18 protein-coding genes and 2 pseudogenes are annotated in these 16,369 nt (G+C 60.5%); 16 read left to right on the top strand and 4 right to left on the bottom strand.

Going from position 1 to position 16,369, the window contains the following annotated elements; all coding sequences use genetic code 11:
* The first annotated feature begins 135 nt into the window (after nt 1-135).
* Genes MMB92_RS23135 through MMB92_RS23100 form a run of 8 tightly spaced genes read left to right on the top strand, consistent with a single transcriptional unit; the run spans nt 136 to nt 7,840 of the window.
* A complete protein-coding gene (locus tag MMB92_RS23135) occupies nt 136-1,011 on the top strand; it encodes a branched-chain amino acid ABC transporter permease (protein WP_054928408.1) in 876 nt (291 codons plus the stop codon).
* A 4-nt stretch (nt 1,012-1,015) separates the two neighbouring features.
* A complete protein-coding gene (locus tag MMB92_RS23130) occupies nt 1,016-2,089 on the top strand; it encodes a branched-chain amino acid ABC transporter permease (protein WP_059781612.1) in 1,074 nt (357 codons plus the stop codon).
* On the top strand, nt 2,089-2,823 hold the full coding sequence (locus MMB92_RS23125; protein WP_058902605.1) for an ATP-binding cassette domain-containing protein: 735 nt from the start codon (nt 2,089-2,091) through the stop codon (nt 2,821-2,823). Before MMB92_RS23130 ends, MMB92_RS23125 begins: the two co-directional genes overlap by 1 nt.
* Nucleotides 2,810-3,565 (top strand): ABC transporter ATP-binding protein, encoded by a 756-nt coding sequence (locus MMB92_RS23120; protein WP_062910129.1) that lies wholly within the window; start codon nt 2,810-2,812, stop codon nt 3,563-3,565. Before MMB92_RS23125 ends, MMB92_RS23120 begins: the two co-directional genes overlap by 14 nt.
* Complete coding sequence (locus tag MMB92_RS23115; RefSeq protein WP_054928404.1) at nt 3,562-4,740, top strand: ABC transporter substrate-binding protein; 1,179 nt, start codon at nt 3,562-3,564, stop codon at nt 4,738-4,740. Before MMB92_RS23120 ends, MMB92_RS23115 begins: the two co-directional genes overlap by 4 nt.
* A gap of 52 nt (nt 4,741-4,792) precedes the next feature.
* Nucleotides 4,793-6,211 (top strand): amidase family protein, encoded by a 1,419-nt coding sequence (locus MMB92_RS23110; RefSeq protein ID WP_277562943.1) that lies wholly within the window; start codon nt 4,793-4,795, stop codon nt 6,209-6,211.
* Nucleotides 6,208-6,753 carry an amino acid synthesis family protein gene (locus MMB92_RS23105; RefSeq protein WP_054928402.1) on the top strand — a complete coding sequence of 182 codons (546 nt, stop codon included), beginning with the start codon at nt 6,208-6,210 and terminating at the stop codon, nt 6,751-6,753. Before MMB92_RS23110 ends, MMB92_RS23105 begins: the two co-directional genes overlap by 4 nt.
* A 52-nt stretch (nt 6,754-6,805) precedes the next feature.
* Nucleotides 6,806-7,840 (top strand): porin, encoded by a 1,035-nt coding sequence (locus tag MMB92_RS23100; protein ID WP_077178132.1) that lies wholly within the window; start codon nt 6,806-6,808, stop codon nt 7,838-7,840.
* 65 nt (nt 7,841-7,905) lie between these two features.
* Here MMB92_RS23100 and MMB92_RS23095 read toward each other — a convergent pair whose 3' ends face one another.
* Both MMB92_RS23095 and MMB92_RS23090 read right to left on the bottom strand, forming a co-directional pair.
* Complete coding sequence (locus MMB92_RS23095; protein WP_226244962.1) at nt 7,906-8,259, bottom strand: hypothetical protein; 354 nt, start codon at nt 8,257-8,259, stop codon at nt 7,906-7,908.
* Between the two features lie 48 nt (nt 8,260-8,307).
* Complete coding sequence (locus tag MMB92_RS23090) at nt 8,308-8,457, bottom strand: hypothetical protein (RefSeq protein ID WP_256870199.1); 150 nt, start codon at nt 8,455-8,457, stop codon at nt 8,308-8,310.
* Between the two features lie 978 nt (nt 8,458-9,435).
* Between MMB92_RS23090 and MMB92_RS23085 the strand changes: the two genes are divergently transcribed.
* The 8 genes and pseudogenes from MMB92_RS23085 to MMB92_RS23050 form a co-directional block, all read left to right on the top strand.
* On the top strand, nt 9,436-10,470 hold the full coding sequence (locus MMB92_RS23085) for a PDDEXK nuclease domain-containing protein (RefSeq protein WP_077177719.1): 1,035 nt from the start codon (nt 9,436-9,438) through the stop codon (nt 10,468-10,470).
* A gap of 49 nt (nt 10,471-10,519) precedes the next feature.
* Entirely contained in the window at nt 10,520-11,464 is a 945-nt protein-coding gene (locus MMB92_RS23080; RefSeq protein WP_277562942.1) for an FRG domain-containing protein, read from the top strand.
* Nucleotides 11,465-11,867: 403 nt separating this feature from the next.
* Nucleotides 11,868-13,148: a hypothetical protein gene (locus tag MMB92_RS23075; protein WP_077216372.1), complete on the top strand. Its 1,281-nt coding sequence runs from the start codon at nt 11,868-11,870 to the stop codon at nt 13,146-13,148.
* A 66-nt stretch (nt 13,149-13,214) separates the two neighbouring features.
* Nucleotides 13,215-14,333 carry a hypothetical protein gene (locus MMB92_RS23070; protein WP_143262331.1) on the top strand — a complete coding sequence of 373 codons (1,119 nt, stop codon included), beginning with the start codon at nt 13,215-13,217 and terminating at the stop codon, nt 14,331-14,333.
* A 67-nt stretch (nt 14,334-14,400) separates the two neighbouring features.
* Nucleotides 14,401-14,589: a hypothetical protein gene (locus tag MMB92_RS23065; RefSeq protein WP_077177723.1), complete on the top strand. Its 189-nt coding sequence runs from the start codon at nt 14,401-14,403 to the stop codon at nt 14,587-14,589.
* 6 nt (nt 14,590-14,595) lie between these two features.
* Nucleotides 14,596-14,865, top strand: a complete 270-nt coding sequence (locus MMB92_RS23060; RefSeq protein ID WP_011548486.1) for a DUF1778 domain-containing protein — start codon at nt 14,596-14,598, stop codon at nt 14,863-14,865.
* The gene (locus MMB92_RS23055) at nt 14,862-15,350 is read left to right on the top strand and encodes a GNAT family N-acetyltransferase (RefSeq protein WP_080323869.1); all 489 of its coding nucleotides are present in this window, start codon (nt 14,862-14,864) and stop codon (nt 15,348-15,350) included. The genes MMB92_RS23060 and MMB92_RS23055 overlap by 4 nt, the downstream gene beginning before the upstream one ends.
* Nucleotides 15,351-15,431: 81 nt before the next feature.
* Nucleotides 15,432-15,797, top strand: a pseudogene (locus tag MMB92_RS23050) (DUF1016 N-terminal domain-containing protein); the annotation flags it as partial.
* A gap of 5 nt (nt 15,798-15,802) precedes the next feature.
* Here MMB92_RS23050 and MMB92_RS23045 read toward each other — a convergent pair.
* Together MMB92_RS23045 and MMB92_RS23040 are read right to left on the bottom strand one after the other, a co-directional pair.
* Nucleotides 15,803-16,081 (bottom strand): annotated as a pseudogene (locus MMB92_RS23045) (IS3 family transposase); the annotation flags it as partial.
* A 4-nt stretch (nt 16,082-16,085) separates the two neighbouring features.
* A partial coding sequence (locus MMB92_RS23040; protein WP_277562941.1) for an IS30 family transposase occupies nt 16,086-16,369 on the bottom strand: 284 nt, incomplete at its 5' end.

Genomic DNA, 16,369 nt, shown 5'->3' with positions numbered 1-16,369 from the left:
TAGTCTGCAGGCTAAGCATTACTTAGTTTGGGTGGCGGCATGCATCATCTCTGTGTCGTCTTGGTGGGCTTCGCTGTCACACGCCTGGCGCGGGCTGGGTGGGTTGGGCGGTCATTGAATACAGGATTTGGAGTAATGGCGACGATCTTAAACATTCTTAGTTACGTTAGCGTGCTTACGCTTGTGGCATTGGGTCTTGCGATCGTGTTTGGCCTGATGGATATCGTGAACCTCGCGCATGCCGAGTGGGTGACGATGGGGGCTTACACATTGGCGGTTGCGCAGTCCGTGGGAGGTCAACACGCATTCTGGGCTGGGCTGCTCGCCGCGCCGATTGTCGGCGCGGGGCTCGGGTGGTGTCTCGAGCGCTTCGTCATCCGACTGCTCTATGACCGTCCACTGGATACGCTACTGGCGACCTACGCGGTCAGCCTGATCGTTCAGAGGGCGATCGAGTTGATCTTCGGCACTCAGCCGATGCTGGTCTATGCGCCGTTCAACGCAACCGTTGACGTACCGGGCGGCAGCTATCCTGCTTATCGGATGTTCGTGATCGGTGTGGCACTGGCTGCTACCGCTGGATGCTGGGTGCTGTTCACTCGGACGCGTTTTGGTACGAAGCTGCGTGCGGTCATTCAACATCCGGCGATGGCCGAAGCTGTCGGCATCAATACCAGAAGGCTGAATCGGGTGGCCTTTTGTGGTGGCGCCGCGCTCGCTTCGCTCGCCGGTGTTCTGGTGGCGCCCATGGTGTCGGTGGAGTCCCATCTCGGGGTGTCCTATCTTGCCAAGGCGTTCTTCGTGATCGTGCTGGGGGGGATCGGTTCGGTGGCCGGCAGCATACTCGGCAGCGCTTTTGTCGGCACGATCGAGACCTTGCTCAGCTATCGCGTCGATCCGTCACTCGCGTCGGCGATTGTCCTGATTGTATCCATTGTCCTGATTCGTTTCCGGCCACAGGGTCTGCTCCCCGGCTTTAGTGCGGCGCATCAGCTTCTCGGAAAGGGGTAAGGCAATGTTCGACCGTTATTTTTCTCGTGCGCGGACTTGGTTGTCACAGCCCGCCTTGAGCGGCAGCGATCTGTCTCCGGTTATGACCGGTTTTGCGATCGTTGTGGCCGGCGCAATTCTGCCGTTTGTCGTTGGGGCGTATCAACTCACCGTGATACGCGATGCACTCGTTCTGGCGATATTGGCGCTCAGTTATGACCTGCTGTGGGGGCGTGCCGGTGTACTGACGCTGGGTCACACGACCTTCTTCGGCATTGGAGCATACGGCTTCGCCGTGACTACGGTCCAGTTTGGGCAGACGCCGTTAGTCGGATTTCTCGCTGGCCTTGCCTGTGCTGCGGTCGCAGCGGCCGTTCTCGGTTACTTCTTGCTGTATGCAGGGGTGAGGCTGCATTTCTTTGCCATTCTCAGTATGGCGGTGTTGATTATCGCGCAGCAGCTTGCAACGAGCTGGCAGTCGGTAACAGGCGGTGACACGGGCTTGCTCGGTATTCCGGGGCTGTCCTTCCAGCTTGCGGGGCACACACTCGATTTGAGCGGCCCGGTCGCGTCCTGGTATGCCGTCGCAATAATCCTCGTTGCGCTGCTTGGCGTGGTGTGGCTGCTTTGTCGCAGCCGATACGGGAAGGTGCTCGCGGCGATCTCGACGAACGAATGGCGCGCGCTGGCGTGTGGATATCACACGTCCTGGCATCTCCTGTTGATGTTCATGGCCTCGGCGGTGTTGGCCGCGGTGGCGGGTTGCTTGATGGCAGCAACCGCCGGCGTTGTTGCGCCCGATGTGTTTTCACCGGTATTGGCCACCGAAGTCATCCTCTGGGTTGCCATAGGCGGACGTGGCTCGCTGGGCGGTCCCGTGCTCGCCGCTGTCGGCCTGACGCTACTCAAGCATGGTGCGTCCAGTCTGAGCACACAGTGGTGGCCGCTTATTCTCGGCGCAGTTTTTCTTGCGTGCGTGCTTTGCCTGCCGAACGGTGTGCGTCTGGGGGACATGCTCAAGGGACTGCGTCAATTCACTGGAATATCGCTCAAGCGCATGCCGCGCTCTGGTGCGCGGCGCGTCGAAGGAGGGTCGTGATGAACGCGCCGATCATCAAAGGTGTCGGACTGTACCGTGCATTTGGCGGCATTAACGCGATTGCGGGCGTTGACGTAGAAATTGGCGCGCGAGACCTGCTTTGCGTCATCGGCCCGAACGGCGCTGGAAAAAGCACGCTGGTCGGGCTGATGTCGGGCGCGATTGTGCCTGGGGCTGGCGAGCTGTACCTCGCAGGTGAGCGAATGACCGGCCGACCGATGTATCAATACTGCCGGCGCGGCGTCGTACGGAAATTCCAGGGAACAAATGTCTTCCAGATGATGAGCGTACGCGAGAACCTCGAAGTGGCTGCGCTCGGTGTGTCGAATCGACAGGCGTTTTCGATGCGGCACCTCGATGGCGTTCTCGAGCAAATCGGACTTGCCGCGCAAGCCGACATGTTGGCGATGCATCTGCCACACGGCGAGCGCCAGTGGTTGGAAATCGGCATGGCGATGATGTGTCGCCCCGCATTGTTGCTGCTCGACGAGCCTGCTGCGGGTTTATCCGCCACTGATGCTCAGCGGCTTGTGCATCTCATCCACCGCCTGCGTGAGCAGTGTGCGGTACTTGCCATCGAACATGACCTGCGTTTCGTGCAGTCGCTTAATTGCGAGACGTGGGTTATGCACCGCGGCCAAATCGTTCGCCAAGGGCGCTACGACGACATTGCGAAGGACGAGGAAGTCCGACGCATTTATCTGGGGCAGGGGGCAAGTCATGCTGCACATTGAAAATCTGTCGGCCGGATACGGCGACATTGCTGTGTTGCACCAGATCACGCTTGCCGTTCAGCCCAACGAAGTGGTCGGGGTGCTCGGATGCAATGGAGCGGGAAAAACGACGCTTGTGAAGGCGATTATGGGATTTTTGCCGCACGTGAGCGGAGCGGTTCGCTTTGGCGAGCACGTCATCAACGGCATGCGCGCGCATGAAATCGCTCGGCTGGGCATCGGGCTGGTGCCGCAGGGGCGATGGATTTTTCCGAAGCTCACGGTACGCGAGAATCTGATGATGGGAACCGCGGCGGCCGGCGACGCCGAGATTCTGGATGAGGTGTTCGAGTACTTCCCGATATTGAAAACGCGGCTCTCGCAACATGGCGGGACGTTGTCGGGCGGCGAGCAACAGGTACTGGCTATCGCGCGTGCGTTGTGTGGTCGACCGAAACTGTTGTTGCTGGACGAGCCTTCTGACGGCGTGCAACCCAATCTTGTCGAGCTGATCGGCGATGTAATCCCGGTGCTGTGCCGTCGTTCGAAGCTGGCGGTGCTGCTTGTCGAACAGAATCTTGACCTCGTGTTGCGCTGCGCGCAGCGATGCATTGTGCTCAAGAACGGGCGGCTCGCCCATGCGGGAAAGATCGAACCGCACCGCGGCACGGACAGCGCGCACCCGTTGGCCCAATTCTTGTCACCTGCTGCTGAACGAACGGCTGATTCGCAAGCGGCGTTCATTGAAAGAGAACCTACATGAATCGACGTGACTTTTCGCGATCTGCCCTGTGGGGCGCGCTTGGGGCGTTCAGCGCCGCCGTTTGTCCGAACCTTGTCCGAGCAGCGGCGCCGATCAAGATCGGATTGCTTGCGCCGTTGAGCGGCCCACTTACCCGGGTCGGGGAAACCAATCGGCACTGTGCGATGCTCGCCATTGAAGAAATCAACGCTGCTGGCGGACTGCTTGGGCGGCCGCTCGAGCTGGCCGTCGAAGATACGCAGATGTCGACGGCAGTGACGCTCGAGAAAGCCAGGCAGCTATTGATGCGTGACGAAGTGGCGATGCTCACAGGCATGGTGCTGCCGTCCGAGCGCGAGGCGGCGCTGCAGGCCGCTAAGACGGCCGCGCGTCTTGTCGTCTATCCGAATTTCGACGAGGGTCGCTGTGATCCGCTGTTGTTAAGTACCGGTCTGAGTGTTGCTCAGCGGGTCGAACCGCTCATTACGTGGCTCATGCGTGGTGGTGGAAAGAGTGTCAGCGCGGTCGTCTCGGACGTCGGCAGCAACCGCAAGGTGCTGGTGCCCGCGCTGGAGGCGGCCGTATCTCGCCACGGTGGCCGCTTGTTGAACGTGTACTGGTTGCCGTTCGGCACGCGCGATTATGGTGCCGTGCTTCAACGAATTGCAGCACAGCAGCCGCAACTGGTATGGCACAGCATCGGCGATGATCCGGTCACGTTTGTCAAACAGTATCGGTCGTTTGCGATGAGGCCGCAGTTGGTCACGGACATCGCGCACGAATCGCTATCGATTGCAACTGCGGGCGCATCAACGGGCGCCATCGGTGTGTCATCGTACTTTATGAGCATCGATAGCGCTGAAAATCATCGCTTTCTTGCGCGCTACACCGCGCGCGTGGCCAACACCCGTGCGCCGCGGTTAGGCCCCTATGCGGTGATGCTGCCTCACGGGGAATGCACGTACGCAGGTATTCGACTCTTTGCGCAGGCCGCGCAAGACGCTGGCAGCGTCGAAGTCATGCATGTCAAGGCGGCATTGTCGGGCATTTCGCTGAATTTGCCGCGCGGTAAGACGGGCGTGAGCCGAGTGGGCGATCACGTCACATGCATGACGCGCATCGCTCAGGCGCAGGCGGATAACGGCTTTGCGCTTTTGGATTCGGTCGGACCGATTTTACCGACCTGTCAGGGATAAAGCGGCCACGACATCCCGTCATTACTTTGTCTATATCACTAAGGAGTGCGATATGAATGATATATCCATGATGAGTGCAGAGACGTTGCTTGTCGAGTATCGACGTCATGCACTGTCGCCACGTGAGTGTATGGAGGCAGTGCTGGAGCGCATCCAGCGGTTTGATCCGCTCGTGAATTGCATGTGCAGCTTCCATGCAGATATGGCGCTGCAGGCAGCGCGCGAATCGGAGCAGCGCTGGATGCGCGGCGAGCCGCTCGGGCTACTCGATGGCGTGCCGGTATCGGTCAAGGATCTCATCGATGTACAAGGATTTCCGACGCGGTATGGCTCATTGACGAGCCCGGACACACTGCAACGTAGCGATGCGCCTGCGGTTTCGCGCTTGCGCCGTGCCGGGGCATTGTTGTTCGGAAAAACGACGACATCGGAATACGGCAACAAGATTGTGACGGACTCCCCGCTCACCGGCATTACCCGCAATCCTTGGGATCGGCGCGTGACGCCGGGTGGCAGCAGCGGCGGCTCGTCAGTTGCGGTCGCACTTGGCATGGGTCCTTTGTCGCTGGCCACCGACGGCGGCGGGTCGATTCGTGTGCCGGCGTGCTGGAGCGGCGTCGTAGGCTTTAAGCCCACGTTCGATCTCGTGCCGACCGGCGTAGCCGGCTCCTGGACGCGACTGTCCACGCTCGGGCCAATTGCGCGCAATGTGCGTGACGCCGCGTTGATGCTTAGCGTTGCATCGGGAGTGCACGAGCCTTTGCGGTCAGAGTCAGTTCGCCCGGTGGACTATCGCATTGGACTGGAGGATGGCGTCGCCGGGCTGCGCGTGGCGTATTGCCCTGGCATTGCGGGCGTGACGGTCGACCCCATGGTCGCTGCAAGTGTCGCGCAGGCCGCGGACGTGCTCAAGGCCTTGGGTGCGCACGTCGAGCAAGTCGATGTGAAGCCGCTGGCCAATTATCTGGACAGTCGCATGCACGCGATTCAGTGGTCGGTGTTCTTTGCGCAACGTGCATGCGCGATGAGCGAGGCGCAACGTGCACAGCTCGACTCGGACGTACAGGTTCTTGTGCAGTCCGGTCTGCAAGTCACCGCGCCAGAACTTGCCGGTGCGTTGCGTGCACGTCATCTGCTGGGTGTCGAGATGGCCGCGTTCTTCGAGGGCTACGACTTGCTCGTGACACCGGTGTTTCATTGCGGCCCATTGCCGGTGCCCGGGTTGCCGAAGACACTGCTCACGGCACCTCAGCAGACATCGTGGTGCAACCAGACCGGGCTGCCTGCCGCGAGCGTACCGTGCGGCCTGCCCGGTGGTTTGCCCACGGGGGTGCAGATCGTTGGGCGCCTGCACGCGGATGCACTCGTGCTGCGCGCCGCACGCGCCTACGAGTCGGCGCGCGGCGCGTTTCCCGCGGCGCCCCTGTTTCAGGGTGAGCACGCGGCGGTAGCCACGGAGGTAACCTCGTGAGCGTTCAAATCGCAAAGATCGTGGTGCATCTGGTTGAGCGGCGTGCCGAGCTGGGCACCGCAATCTATCCAGCGCACCGCCAGGCCATTGCAGCTGCGGTCCTGTCACGGCAGAACTGGCGAATAGATGATCCTCTTGAGCCTCTGTACGAGCTCGGTGCGGAGCTGGGGACGTCGCTGACCGAGCACGCCCGATGTGCACTGGGCGTGCAACGCGGGGCCATTCAAGTGTACGGCAAGGCCGCCTTGGTGGGCACGGCGGTGCCGCTCGAGTGTGCGGCCGCGCTGTTACATCCACGAATGGGCAAGGCGATACGCGCCTGTCTACCGGGGACCACCTCGCTCATTCCGTCAGTCACGAAGCGCGGCGCCGCAGGTGCGTGTCTGGACATTCCGTTGCATGGCGCGGTTGACATGTGGAACTTCGATCACTTCGATACCGCGTCGCTGATTGTGCCGGATTCTCCTGCGCCGGATGAACTCGTGGTGGCCGTCGCATTGGCCGAGCACGGTCGGCCGCTCGCGCGCGTCGTGTCCGCGTAGACGCGTCGCCCCGGTTGCGCGCGATCGATTCGAACAACGAGGAGGAGAACCTATGCGGAAGATAGTTTGGGGCTTGGCGCGCGCTTGCGCTGTTTCGGTTGGGATGTGGGGCATCCCGGGCGTCGTCCACGCCCAGTCTTCGGTATCGCTTTACGGTTTGATCGACGCCTTTGTTGGCGAAACGCATGCGCCAGGCGCCGCTGGCAGTGCCTGGCAGGTTGGCTCAGGCGGGATGACGACGTCATATTGGGGCGTGTCTGGATCGGAGGATCTTGGTCACGGCATGAAGGCGATATTCACGCTGGAGAGTTTTTTCCGTGTCAACGCTGGTCAGCTCGGTTCATTCAATGGTCAGTCATTCTTCGGTCGCAATGCCTTTGTCGGACTGAGCGGAGGCTTTGGGGAAGTGACGGTCGGGCGCAATACGGCACCCCTGTTCGTCTCCACGTTACTCTTCAATCCGTTCGGTAACTCGTTCGCGTTCTCGCCGATGATCTCCCACGGATACCTGGGCTCCGCCATGGGGGCGGCTTCCGTGCAAAGCGATACGGCGATCGACAGTTCGGTGTTGTATCAGACACCGGAGGTCGGCGGGCTCTCTGGAAGCCTGCTCTATAGCAATGCGGGTGTGGCTGGCCATGCTGGACAGGCGAACTATAGTGCCAACGTCCTTTACTTCGCCGGTTCGTTTTCGGCAACGGCTGCGGTGCAAAGCTTGCACACAGCTTCGCTTTTTCTTAACGGTGCGACGGCACAAACGGCATGGCTTGTCGGCGGTGCCTATCGGATCGACGCGACGAAGCTCATGTTCCAGTACGAGCGGGTGAGCAACAATAGCAACGTGACCGACGACACCGTGCAGGTGGGAGCAAGCGCGCGATTCGGTATGGGCAGTATGCTGCTGTCGTGGGCGGGCACCCGTCGGCGTCCTGTCACCGGTTTCGACATCCGGTGGTCGACGTTCGCGCTGGGCTACGACTATCCACTGTCGAAGCGCACAGACATCTACGCGGCGTGGCGCTATGACACGATTACGCATGCCTCATCAGGAAATGGCGTCGGAGCCGGGGTGCGGGTGCGGTTTTGATTTGCTATGCAAGCACGTCTAGTCGAAACGGATGTCGGTGCCTATAGCTGGTTTGGTGATCCCATTCAGCTGGTGCCGGCGCTCGTCGGCACTATCACGCTCAGTCCCGGCAGGTCCGCAAAATCCGGCACGTTCAGCGTCATCAGTGCGTAGCCGTGCTCAATCGCTTGCGAGGCAATCCACAGGTCGTTGCAGTGGGGCCGCGGCGAGCGGCCGGTTTGCTCGACGGCGGCGGCCAGCACGCCGAACGCGGCCGCGGTGTGGCGCGTGATGTCCAGCGCAGGCCGGCGCTCGAGGCGCAGGTGCGCGGCGCGCGCTAGGCCGCATTCGCGCAGGACTGCGCGCCGAACGCCAGTTCGCCGAGCAAGATCGTCGAGATAAACACCGGCGTATCTCCGGCTGCATCGATCACCGCGCACGGCGCGACCATTCCGCCGGCGAGCCCGACCCCACGCAGCTGTCGATGATCACGCCCACGGGTCACGCACTCCGTCTTCGAAGCCGGTGCGGCTGTCGTGTAGCCAACGGGCCGCGGCCTCGGCAACGATCATCGGCAGACCGGCGAGCGCCTGGGCGGCGTTCATCGCGGGTTCGGCGGGCATCAGGCGCGCGATCACGGTCTGGTTGCGTTCGACCTAGCGGGCAACTCGGTCGAGAATCTGGCGGGTGTGGCGCGCCAGATCGATGGCGGTGATGGTGGACATGACAGCCTCCTGATACAGTGAATTCGTATTATGCGTATTTTCACGGCTCGAAGGCACGGTGAGTTGCGGCCCTCAGCACGTGCCTGATTTTCAGCCCGACGGTCTCTCTAGCCGGCGGAAGCTTCGTGTTCACGAACGGGCGCCGTCGGTTCGTGTGTTCGCGCGATCACGGAGCGCGCGTTACCGGTCAAGGGTGGGTCGACGCGTATTACCCCGGCTTCGGAATGCTCGAGCGTATCGGGCATTTGGATCTGGGGGGCATCCGACATACCAAGTATTCATTTCATGGCGACATGAAAGTCGATTTCAGCCGGACATTGCGGCTTTAATGGCGGCGATGCCGCTGTTCTTAACTGAACAATTTTGCCGTAGGTTTAGTGCCGCGCAATCGCGTTAAGAAGAAGGCATTCGAGAGACGGCGTCTAGCGAAATGAAGGGGAACATATTAAGGGCTATGTTACCCTTTACTTTGGGACATAGGCGACGCCCGCGCGGGCGCGGCACCCTGTCCGAAGGGTATCGAGCGCCCCCGCCGCCGCGATCGAAAAACGCTGCCGCCACCGTCTCGGCGCCCCTGTATTTCTGGCCCGGGCGACGACGTGCCGGTGGGTGGGTTCATAGGGCATTGCGTCACACGCGGGCCTGGAGGTTCTTCGATCCGGGCCGGGCGACTGGAGGGTGGCTTCTTCTCTGGCGACGCCGAAGTTCAATTGCGCGCACCCACAGTTAGCGCGGTGAGGGGGCGAGGGCTTCTGCGGGAAGATGGCTGGATTCTCTCCGCGGTGCGGAGAGAATTGGGAGCGCCCAGCAGGGTTCCGCCGTTGCTGAGATTCCGGTAACGTGACTACTGCTGGCGCACGCCGGCCCGCCGATTCCTCCATTCCCAACAAGATGACCGAACTCGTCCCCGCATCCCTCTTGACCGACATCCGCCGCATGATTGATTCGGCGCGCGCCCGGGCGGCCGCGGCCGTCAATGCGGAACTGACCCTACTTTATTGGCAGGTTGGTCGTCGCATCCGAGATGATGTACTGGGCGGGGAGCGCGCGGGCTACGGACAACAGATCCTCCCCGCGCTCGCACGACAACTGCGAGCTGAGTACGGCCGGGGTTGGAGCGAGCAGCAATTGCGTCACTGCATCCGCGCGGCCGAGGTGTTTCCGGATGAACCAATTCTCTCCGCACTGCGGAGAGAATTGAGCTGGACCCATCTGAAGATGTTGATATACGTCGACGACCCGCTCAAGCGCGACTTCTATATTGAACTCTGTCGCCTGGAGCGCTGGTCGTCGCGGCAGTTGCAGGAGCGGATGCAGTCGATGTTGTTCGAGCGAAGTGCGCTGTCGCGGCAACCCGACGAAGTGATTCGACGCGAAGTGGCACACCTCCGCGACGCGCAGCAGATGACGCCTGACCTCGTGCTGAAAGATCCGTACATCCTCGACTTTCTCGGCCTTAATGATCACTATCTGGAGCGTGATCTCGAGGATGCGATCCTGCGCGAGATGGAACAGTTCCTACTGGAGCTCGGCGCGGGCTTCACGTTCGTCGCGCGCCAAAAGCGGTTGCCTATCGACGATGACGACTTCTATCTTGATCTGCTGTTCTACAACCGCAAGCTCAAGCGTCTTGTTGCCATCGAACTGAAGCTCGGCGCCTTCAAGGCTGAGTATAAGAGTCAGATGGAGCTGTACTTGCGCTGGCTGGCAAAGCATGAGCAAGAGCCAGATGAAGCGCCGCCGATCGGTATCATCCTGTGTGCTGGGAAGAAACAAGAACAGATCGAATTGCTTGAACTCGGCAAAAGTGGCATCCACGTGGCCGAGTACCTCACGGTGCTCCCGCCACGCGAGATGCTGGAGGCGAAGCTGCACCAATCGATTGCGGCAGCACGTGCCCGTCTCGATGATCTGGGTGGGTCGTAATGACAGGCCGATTTATCCTTTTGTCGACGCAGCCTGACCTACCGGACCTATGCTGACTACCAACATCAAAGACCGGACCGCTCAGTATCTCGGCGAAGCGCGTGACATCGCGACCTTCCTGCAGTACGTAGACAGATGGGTTTCGGGAACGCCTGACCTCGGCTACAACATCCATTTGTTTCGCGGACAGAGAAGCGAGAACTGGCTTCTCAAGCCCGGCATTGCACGACACGCGTGCACGACGCCGACTACCGAGGCGCGTATGCTGGCGGAGTTCAAGCAACGAGCGATTCGTTATCTGGAGTCGACTCTCGATCTCGCCGAAGTCGACTGGCTCGCGATCGCGCAGCACCACGCGATGCCGACGCGACTGCTCGACTGGTCTGGCAGTGCGCTTGCAGCGCTGTGGTTTGCGATCAAGCAACCCTCCGACGAGCCCGCGGAGGGACGCGTGCCTCCTGCTGCAGCTGTTTGGATGCTGGCCTGCGATGAGGCGGACGTGATTTCAGACGAAGAACGCCAGGATCCACTGCACATCGGTGAAACGAAGATTCTCAAGCCGCGCCATGTGTCGCGCCGCATCGCAGCGCAGGATGGCTGGTTTAGCGTCCATCGCGGGAAGCCCGACGGGCTCGGCATGCAGTATGTGTCGCTGGACACGAATCAGACTTACAAGAAACGGCTCGGCTACGTGCGGATATCGGATCAGGTTTTGCAGATGGTCGAACGTCGCCTTCCATGGGCCGCGCCTTGGCGTCACTTGGACAACTGCGAGCGGCTCTGCCGAGGGGTAGTAACCCGGTTCATCAATCACGATCTACCTCCGCTTGAGTTCGGCACGGTCGTCGCCGACGACAAGCTATGGTCGACACTTGTCGATCTCGCAGTAGAGATCTTGGGAGGGCGGCGATACCTTGATCGGGTGCGTGTCGCGCTCCGAGAGGGTAACAATGAATTAAGGCGCGCGCGCCAGATCGATCACAGGATCGGATAGATGGGGCTTTTCGCGTCGCGCGGACAGGGAACCTTATCACGACAGCACGATAGTCTGCCCAAACTCCGAATTCGCACAACGTTTGAACGGGTTGCCGGCGCTGCAACGGCGCCGCGGGGGAGCCGACATCGAGCGTTGCAAGGCCAAGGCCAAGGCCAGTGACGACTTCAATTCGCGACGTTCAAACTCATGCATTTCCGGTAGTTTCGTATCCTTTGGTCGCCGTCGACTTGCGTACTGACAATTTTCCTTCGCAACCGGTGACAAGTTCATTTTGATCAACGGATCGGGGTAAGAATCTGGTTGGCCCTCTCTCGAGTACCGTCTATGCTTGTGTTACGTACGAGATGCAGGCGTGCGAAGCAGAAACAATCACGATAGATCGGTTCGGCGGGGGATAACAATGATTCGCTTCGCAACAACGGCCGTTCTGGCGGCCGCGTGTGGGGGAGGCTATGTCGTCGCCGCGCATGCGCAGGAGGACGTCACGCTTTACGCGGTCCATGATCGAGCAATTTTCGACGGGAAGTTTGGAAAGGTCGCTCGTGCACAAGCGGCCCTCGACGGCGTGGCGCATGGTTGCGGCGCTCCAGGCCTTAAGGCAGACGGCGTGTTCGGTGCTGGCTCCGCGGGAGTCGTGAAGGTCGTCGCGGCGTGCCCGCCATTGAAGAAGAAGCTCCCTGACGGATCTCCGGCGTTCAAGGGGGAGTTGACACTGGAACTGTGGAAGCAGTTGCTTCCCGACGTGCCTCCGCCTTCGGCCGATGAACGGGCGCAGTCGCTGGTCCTCACCTACGAGGCGACCGATTACGATCATCTCGAATGGAACTTCTGTCAGAGCAAGCCACTTTGGTCGTCTGCTCATCCAGAGAAAACGTGCTTCAGCAACGATCGTTCAAGCTTCGTAACCTGGGGGCCGCGTGGCGCCACGGCCGGAGGCGGCCGGGAAGTGCAGTGGATCGTCGCGCGTGTCGATGCTAGCGCCCCCGCTCTTGTTGACCAGGCATTCGGCAGTGAGGCCAGCGCATTGCGCAAGCTCGTTCACTTGAACGGTGAGTCTGCACGCAGGTTTTTGTGCTCCGTTTTCGCGGATGATCAGCGACGGGCGGTGTGGACGAACGGATTTGCGCGTTTCGGTTCGTTCGCTGCTGTGCGCATGGCCTATCAGCAGCACTATGCTTCGCCCGTTAGCGACGCATCGAAAATGCGATCGTTTTTCCAGCTGTATCGGACGCTGGGTGTCGCGCCGACAGAGGTTGACTACGGTTTTTTCCTTGACCGGTCGACGCAGTCGTCACCGCCGGACGACTCTGGTGTCTCGGCTATGAAGATTCGCAAGCTTCTTTCCTCAAAGGGGCTACCCCACACGCCACCCAACGTGCGGCGAGCTTTCTCGCAGTTGTTTCCAACCTCGAATGTGAATGACGATCGCCTGGGGCGTGACGTCGCGTTCTTCGTCGATGCGATATCCGAATCGGGATTGACTAAGAAGGAAGCGCGTGCTTGGAATAGGAAGTGGCGCCTACGTGCGAGTGACGTCGGATTGTCCGACGCGCGGCCGGCTCCATCGTTGTCTACGGTGCCAAGCATTGACTCGCCGGGATTCTCCGAGATCTTGCATCCACTGCCGTCGTGCCCCGAGTCGGTTATGCACCCAGTGCGTCCCCCGAAGCCTGCCGCTTGACGTGTGTTCGCTGCGCCAAGCGGTGGCGCTACTCGATTACAAGAACTCGAAATGACGGGGGAAGTCATGAAACTCACTTACCTGGCAATATCGCTGCTCCTCGTTCTGACCGCCGGCTGCTCAACCGTGCCACGTAGTTTTCAACTGACAGCGAAGCCTTTGATGACGGCCAGCGAGGCGCTGGCGGAGAAGCAGCCAAAACCCGCCACCCCCGATGGAGCTTCGAGTGTTCAGTCCGGGGACAAAAGCGGGACGCCGAGCCGGTCGCTATCAAACTTTCAGGCTGTCAATTCGCTCGTCCAGGATTCTCAATCGAAATGTGCTGATTTCGTCAATTCGCTGTACTCGCAGATGGCCGGATCGGGGTTTGCATTCGATGTGCTGGGGACTATTTCATCTACCTTGGCGACCGTGTTTACTCCGCTCACCGTCGTTCATTCCCTTACCGCTGGCAGCACCGTATTCGGTGCTGCAAAGACTGGCATCAGCGCCAACTATTTGAACACCCTGTCTATTTCGCACGTCGCTCAATCTATACAGTCGACTTATCAGGCTGACATCCAAAAATATATCGCGTATCTGAACGGGCTGGACCAGAATGGGCGGGACCACCTCGACGTCTACGCCGAGAGAAGCATGATCCTTTCATACCACAATGAATGTTCGCTTGCGTGGGCAGAAGGCACCATATCGGTTGCGTTGCAACCCTCGCAGTCAGGGCAGACCGCTACGTCAGGCCGTCAGTCGATCAGTGTGAAATACACGGTGCCGCAGGGGGGGCAATCCGCGGCGGCGGTCGCGGACAGCGTAGCATCCGCGGTCACTGCGAGTAGCGATTTTAAGGCGGCCAACGTAACCGCTTCATCCAAAAATGGCGTCGTCTCGTTTGCAATGAAGAAGACATTTCCGCTGGATGCGATCGCGAGCCCGGGCAAGCCAAATACACAAGTCACCATGGATAACGAGAGTTCCCCCATCACGTTGACGATCAGCGGAACGCCTGCACACGGTGACGTTATCACCATCACGGGAAACCCGACGTCGTCCGGCACCTCGACGTCAGGGGGGGCAAGCCGCAACGGCACGGAGGCAGAGGGCGGGGGTAGTGGCGGAGGGAAGTCAAATAATATTGGAATCAACGTTAAACCCAGTGCTGCAGTGCTGCGCGTACCGGCGCTTCGTTGAGAGGCGGGATCGTCGGGCCTGTCAGGAATTTCGTGTTTAAGGCATAACATGCTCTCAAGGAGAGTGTATGCCTCGCAAACCGAAAGCCCAGCCGGCGGCTCTGCCGGCGATTCCGGCCGAGCTGCTTGAGCAGTTCGGCAACGGTCCGATGACCGCTGAAGCCATCAATGCCGCGACACTGGCACTAGTGACTCGGCAATTTTCCGTACACCTTGATCGCCCCGGCAATTTTCCGTACAATGGCGTCAGGAGGTGAGTGACCATGGCTACCACACGATTTGAGGCCCGCATCGAAACGGATGTGCACGCGGCGATCCGGCGCGCTGCCGAGATTCAGGGGCGCACGATGTCCGATTTCGTCGTCTCGGCCGCCCGGGAGGCGGCGCAACGCGCGATTGCTGACGCGGAAGTGATCCGCCTGTCGGTTGCGGAATCGGAACGGTTCGCGCACGCGATCCTGACGCCCGCCGAGCCGGTCGACGCGCTCAAGCGCGCGATCGATCTTCACGACCAACTGCTGCGTAACGCATGAGCGGTGCGCAGTTGGTAGTGGCCGCCCTTGAGGCGGCTCATGATCGATCTCGATTCGCATGCGGCACGCCCGCGCTTGATCGATATCTGCGCGAGGTGGTTACGCAGGACGTACGCCGCAGGGTGGCCGCCTGTTTCGTGATGCTCGACGGCAACGTCGTCGCGGGTTACTACACACTGTCTGCCGCCAGCGTCGCGCTCACGGATTTGCCGCACGCCATCGCGCGCAAGTTGCCCCGTTATCCTGCGATCCCGGTGGTGCGCATGGGGCGCCTGGCCGTCGATCAGGCATATCGCGGCAGGCGACTCGGCGCAGCGCTGCTGGTCAACGCGCTGCAACGTGCCGCAAAGTCCGAAATCGCTGCGGTGGCTCTGACGATCGACGCAAAGGACGAAACGGCGGCGGCGTTCTACCGGCATTTCGGCTTCGCGCCGCTGACTAGCGACCCGCTGGCATTGTTCATGCCATTGGCAACGGTGAAGTAGCGGAAGCTATCCTGCGGGAAATGACGGAGTCGGTGATACTGGGCTACGGCGCGAGGCGTTTAAGGACGCGGTGAACGCACTGTGACGCAGCTCGATGTCGGGCAGGCCGCTTATGCCGGACTGCACCGTGAAATTGCCGATGTAGTTGCGTCGTCGCGCGAAGCGACGGCTCGCACGGTGAACGCCCTGATGACGGCGACATATTGGGAGATCGGGCGACGAATCGTTGAGTTCGAGCAGGGCGGGAAGGGGCGGCCCGCTTATGGCGACGCGGTGATCCGCCGTTTGGGCGCTGGGCTGTCAGAGTGATTCGGTCGTGGTTTCGGATGGCGCAATCTCGCGCAGATGCGAGCTTTTTACTTGACGTGGCCTGCAGACCGGATTGTGCAGACACTGTCCGCACAATTCACGCCCACCCGGATTGACCCTGCCTCGTTTTCACGTTCAGCATGTCATGCAGCGTCGCGTCGGGTTTCGTATTCGACGGGAGTGAGGTAGTCGATCGACGTGTGCATGCGCTGCCGATTGTAATAGCCTTCGATCCAGTCGACGATGTCCAGGCGAGCCTGAGCGCGGGTTTCGTAGCGCGTTTGGTAAATGCGCTCGACGTTCAGAGTTTTAAAGAAGCTCTCCATCGGCGCGTTGTCCCACGCGTTGGCACGCCGGCTCATCGAGACTGTCATGCCGAATTCGGCGGCCAGATTCCTATGTGCTCGACTGGCGTATTGGGCGGATTCAACCGGTCGTCGCAACACTAAATTGTTGAACAGATTTCAGGTACTCGTCCAGAGCTTCGGCCGGCGTCTTCCAGCCGAGCGCTTTCCGGGGCCTGGTATTCAATGTATTTGCAACGGCTTGAATCTCTCGAGCGCTCCACCGGGATAGGTCGGTACCCTTTGGGAAGTATTGTCGTAGAAGGCCGTTCGTGTTTTCGTTCGTGCCACGCTGCCATGGGCTGTGCGGGTCCGCGAAGAAGACCTTCACGCCGGATTCGATCGTGAAGCGAGCGTGATCGGACA

The organism is Burkholderia sp. IO2 (assembly GCF_029522185.1).
Lineage (GTDB): Bacteria > Pseudomonadota > Gammaproteobacteria > Burkholderiales > Burkholderiaceae > Burkholderia > Burkholderia cenocepacia.
Note: the sequence above shows the minus strand (reverse complement) of the source record. Positions and strands in the feature narration are given on the sequence as shown.

What these genes read in the sequence shown, in the direction of transcription:
- MMB92_RS23125 (WP_058902605.1), top strand. Translation starts at nt 2,089, where the DNA reads ATGAACGCGCCGATCATCAAAGGTGTCGGACTGTACCGTGCATTTGGC.
- MMB92_RS23130 (WP_059781612.1), top strand. Translation starts at nt 1,016, where the DNA reads ATGTTCGACCGTTATTTTTCTCGTGCGCGGACTTGGTTGTCACAGCCC.
- MMB92_RS23070 (WP_143262331.1), top strand. Translation starts at nt 13,215, where the DNA reads ATGAAACTCACTTACCTGGCAATATCGCTGCTCCTCGTTCTGACCGCC.
- MMB92_RS23080 (WP_277562942.1), top strand. Translation starts at nt 10,520, where the DNA reads ATGCTGACTACCAACATCAAAGACCGGACCGCTCAGTATCTCGGCGAA.
- MMB92_RS23085 (WP_077177719.1), top strand. Translation starts at nt 9,436, where the DNA reads ATGACCGAACTCGTCCCCGCATCCCTCTTGACCGACATCCGCCGCATG.
- MMB92_RS23120 (WP_062910129.1), top strand. Translation starts at nt 2,810, where the DNA reads ATGCTGCACATTGAAAATCTGTCGGCCGGATACGGCGACATTGCTGTG.
- MMB92_RS23065 (WP_077177723.1), top strand. Translation starts at nt 14,401, where the DNA reads ATGCCTCGCAAACCGAAAGCCCAGCCGGCGGCTCTGCCGGCGATTCCG.
- MMB92_RS23100 (WP_077178132.1), top strand. Translation starts at nt 6,806, where the DNA reads ATGCGGAAGATAGTTTGGGGCTTGGCGCGCGCTTGCGCTGTTTCGGTT.
- MMB92_RS23115 (WP_054928404.1), top strand. Translation starts at nt 3,562, where the DNA reads ATGAATCGACGTGACTTTTCGCGATCTGCCCTGTGGGGCGCGCTTGGG.
- MMB92_RS23135 (WP_054928408.1), top strand. Translation starts at nt 136, where the DNA reads ATGGCGACGATCTTAAACATTCTTAGTTACGTTAGCGTGCTTACGCTT.
- MMB92_RS23060 (WP_011548486.1), top strand. Translation starts at nt 14,596, where the DNA reads ATGGCTACCACACGATTTGAGGCCCGCATCGAAACGGATGTGCACGCG.
- MMB92_RS23055 (WP_080323869.1), top strand. Translation starts at nt 14,862, where the DNA reads ATGAGCGGTGCGCAGTTGGTAGTGGCCGCCCTTGAGGCGGCTCATGAT.
- MMB92_RS23110 (WP_277562943.1), top strand. Translation starts at nt 4,793, where the DNA reads ATGAATGATATATCCATGATGAGTGCAGAGACGTTGCTTGTCGAGTAT.
- MMB92_RS23075 (WP_077216372.1), top strand. Translation starts at nt 11,868, where the DNA reads ATGATTCGCTTCGCAACAACGGCCGTTCTGGCGGCCGCGTGTGGGGGA.